The 3109-nt window shown below is 42.7% G+C and carries 3 protein-coding genes; all 3 read left to right on the plus strand.

The window, feature by feature from the left end; genetic code table 11:
* A partial coding sequence (locus B9J84_RS11860; protein ID WP_094124206.1) for a zeta toxin family protein occupies positions 1–752 on the plus strand: 752 nt, incomplete at its 5' end.
* 1085 nt (positions 753–1837) lie between these two features.
* Positions 1838–2374 (plus strand): nucleotidyltransferase family protein, encoded by a 537-nt coding sequence (locus B9J84_RS11870; protein ID WP_038149097.1) that lies wholly within the window; start codon positions 1838–1840, stop codon positions 2372–2374.
* 170 nt (positions 2375–2544) lie between these two features.
* The gene (locus tag B9J84_RS11875; RefSeq protein ID WP_005527308.1) at positions 2545–2829 is read left to right on the plus strand and encodes a putative quinol monooxygenase; all 285 of its coding nucleotides are present in this window, start codon (positions 2545–2547) and stop codon (positions 2827–2829) included.
* Positions 2830–3109 lie beyond the last annotated feature (280 nt).

Below are 3109 nucleotides of genomic sequence, written 5' to 3' on the forward strand. Positions count from 1 at the left end.
GAATAAAACATAACAAACGGTTCAAGAGGGACAGCCAACGCGTGGCATTTTCACTATGCGTTGGTTTTTGTGGTTACGGTGTTATGCGGAAGCTTGGTAATGGCGTTGGCTGCCCCTTAACCGGGCGTTATGTGCTCGGAGGTAAAATAAGTATGGATGTCATAATCTTAAATGGTGCAAGCAGTTCTGGTAAAAGCTCGATTGCTAAAGAACTTCAATCGATCCTGCCTAGAAACTACTTACACATTGGCATCGATACATTCATCTCTATGATGCCAGAAAAGTCGAACTCACTAGATTGCAGTGATGAAAAATCTGACGGTTTCTACTTCCAACATGAAGTACTAGAACGGAACGTTGTCCAAAGAATCCAAAGTGGCTCATATGGTAGAAAAGTAAATCAGGCTTACCATTCCACAGTTAAGCACCTAGCGGATTTAGGTCTTGGTGTAATAGTCGATGATGTTATGGATGGTTCTAGTGAACAAAAACTATGGAACCTAGCTTTAGGCTCAACAAGTACGTTGTTTGTCGGGGTTCATTGTTGTTTAGACGTACTAGTTGAACGCGAGAGGCTACGAGGTGATCGTGTTCAAGGCTCTGCTGTAGAACAAGCTTTGCGCGTCCATCAAGGCGTTGTTTATGACCTTGAACTCTCTACATCGAACGATACAGTGATGGAATGTGCGCAGCAAATAGCAACGCACATAACAAACAATTTAAGAGGGATTCCCAACGCTTGGCATTTTTGATTCTACTTCAAATTTAGTGTTTATGGCACAATGCGTTAGGTTGGGTGGTAGCGTTGCTCACCCCTTAATTGGGCGTTATGCAACTCAGGTAAATTTAGGGTCTCAATCTTGTGGGATTTCTCCGGCCATTCGTTTTGTGTTGTCGGCAAATGAGCACTTTCATCCTCAAATTCGTGGTTAACTCAAACCGTAAACAGGCAAGGTTCTTTGTTTGCCTCAATCAGTTTTAGTGCTGGTTTGTTGCCAATTCAGCGTCCTTAAAGTGTGGAAAGGGCAAGTTAATCGAGCATTTTGTACTTGCTGAAGGTTTCGCTCGTTGAGTTTTCCTGACACAAAAGCTTGGTTTGGTGCTGAAAGGTGGACTTTGTTTTGGCGGCTCATTTATCACAGTTCTTGCTTGGGTTGATTCTTGAATCACTCAACCATTGCAATTGTGGCTTTTGGTCGTGTAAATTCTGTTTATCTCATTGAATTTGCATAACAAACGGCTCAAGAGGGATTGCCAACGCGTGGCGGCTTTGGTGCAAAATTGAAGTTCAGCGTTTACAGTGTGTTTTTTGAGTTCGGTGGTGCGTTGTCAACCCCTTAGCCGGGCGTTATGCTTAATCACGCAAAGTCAGTGGTTTATGGTTTCTCTTTGTTTCCTCGGCTGGTTGGTTTCGAGTTTGTCGGCAAGTTGGCTTCAGTGGGCGCTGTTTTCCGGACACTTGTTCTTTGGCGCTGGAAATTCAGAGCGTTGCCTCAATCAATTTTCGGGCAAGGACGAGGTTAGGGCCGTTTGCTCAATCAGAAATTTGATCTTAGTTTTTTGAGTTTTGGCCACCAAAGTTCAAAGTCTGATTTTCAAAATTATGAGTCATTTCAGTTTTTTTGTTTTCGGCTTTTGTTTGTGAGTTAAAGTCGAGTCAATCTTGGTTCTGGTAAAACGTAAGTCATTGAAGCTTAAGCATAACAAAGCGTTCAAGAGGGACTTGGCACGCGTGGCATTTTCAACTTGCGTCGGGTTTAGTGGTTAAGGTGTTATGCGGTCACTTTTGTAGTGCGTGCCTGCGCCCCTTAACGCGGCGTTATAGCGCAGGGCGAAAATGGACAAAATCGTAGAATTAATAAAAGAAGACCCACTCAGAGTTGAGGCACTTTATCATGTGTCCCAATTGGGTTTGCCTCAATGCTACATTGCAGCAGGTTTCGTCCGAAATTTAGTTTGGGATTCATTGCATGATTTCAACGAACCGACTCCTTTAAATGATGTCGATGTAATCTACTTTGAACCGACGGAATCTAACTCCAATGCCTACTTGGAGTGCGAAGTACTTCTTAAAGCTTGCATGCCCAAGCTGAATTGGCAAGTGCGTAATCAAGCGACAATGCATGAGCGTAATGGTGATGAACCTTATCAAAGTTCGTTGGATGCGATGAGTTACTGGCCAGAAAAAGAAACAGCTGTAGCAATTCGCCAAATTGGGCTAAACCAATATGAATGTGTTGCTGCTTTTGGGTTTGAATCCCTATTTAGTTACTGGGTCACGCATAATCCTAAAAGGCAACGAGAAACCTTTGAAAATCGCGTAAATTCAAAAGGGTGGTTAGCAAGGTGGCCTTCTTTGAGAATTGCGCCATAACAAACAATTTAAGAAGGATTCCCAACGCTTGGCATTTTGCTTCTACTTCAATTTTAGTGTTTACGGTACAATGCTTTAGGTTCGGTGGTAGCGTTGCTCACCCCTTAATTGGGCGTTATGCGCCTAACATAAAAAATCAGCTACATTTGCAAAATTTAAAAGGATAGAAATTGAGCAAGGTAATTCTAAAAGGCTTCATTGTTGTGCCAAAAGCAGAGCTAACTGTGGTTATCAATGAGCTAGACAATCATGTTCGTCTCACGAGATTAGAAGATGGTTGTCTGATTTTTGAAGTCACGCAAAACGAAGAAAACCCATATCGATTCGATGTGTATGAAGAGTTTAGAGATCAAGCTGCTTTTGATAAGCATCAGCTAAGAGTTAAATCTTCTACGTGGGGTAAAGTTTCCGCTAATGTTGAACGTAATTATGAAGTTACGGTGAGTTGCGCATAACAAACGCCTCAAGAGGGACTGTCAACGCGTGGCGTTTCCAGTCCCAATGAGCCGCGGTGGTTTCGGTTGTTGTGATTGAGTTTAGTGGTATGCGTTGCCAGCCCCTTAGGCGGGCGTTAGGCAAAGTGAGTTTTTATCAGCTAAATCGAGTTTGCATTGAACGGCAAATTCCATGTTCTCAGACTGAATTTGAGCAATAAATAGTCATCACATATTTGTTGTTTCTTGATCGCGTTGGGTTGTTTATCGCTGTGAATTCATCGGCAAAATAACCTTCAGC

The sequence above is a fragment of the Vibrio sp. V03_P4A6T147 genome (assembly GCF_002241085.1).
Lineage (GTDB): Bacteria > Pseudomonadota > Gammaproteobacteria > Enterobacterales > Vibrionaceae > Vibrio > Vibrio anguillarum.

Excerpts from the sequence above, each read along its gene's own strand:
- B9J84_RS11870 (WP_038149097.1), top strand. The coding sequence starts at position 1,838 with ATGGACAAAATCGTAGAATTAATAAAAGAAGACCCACTCAGAGTTGAG.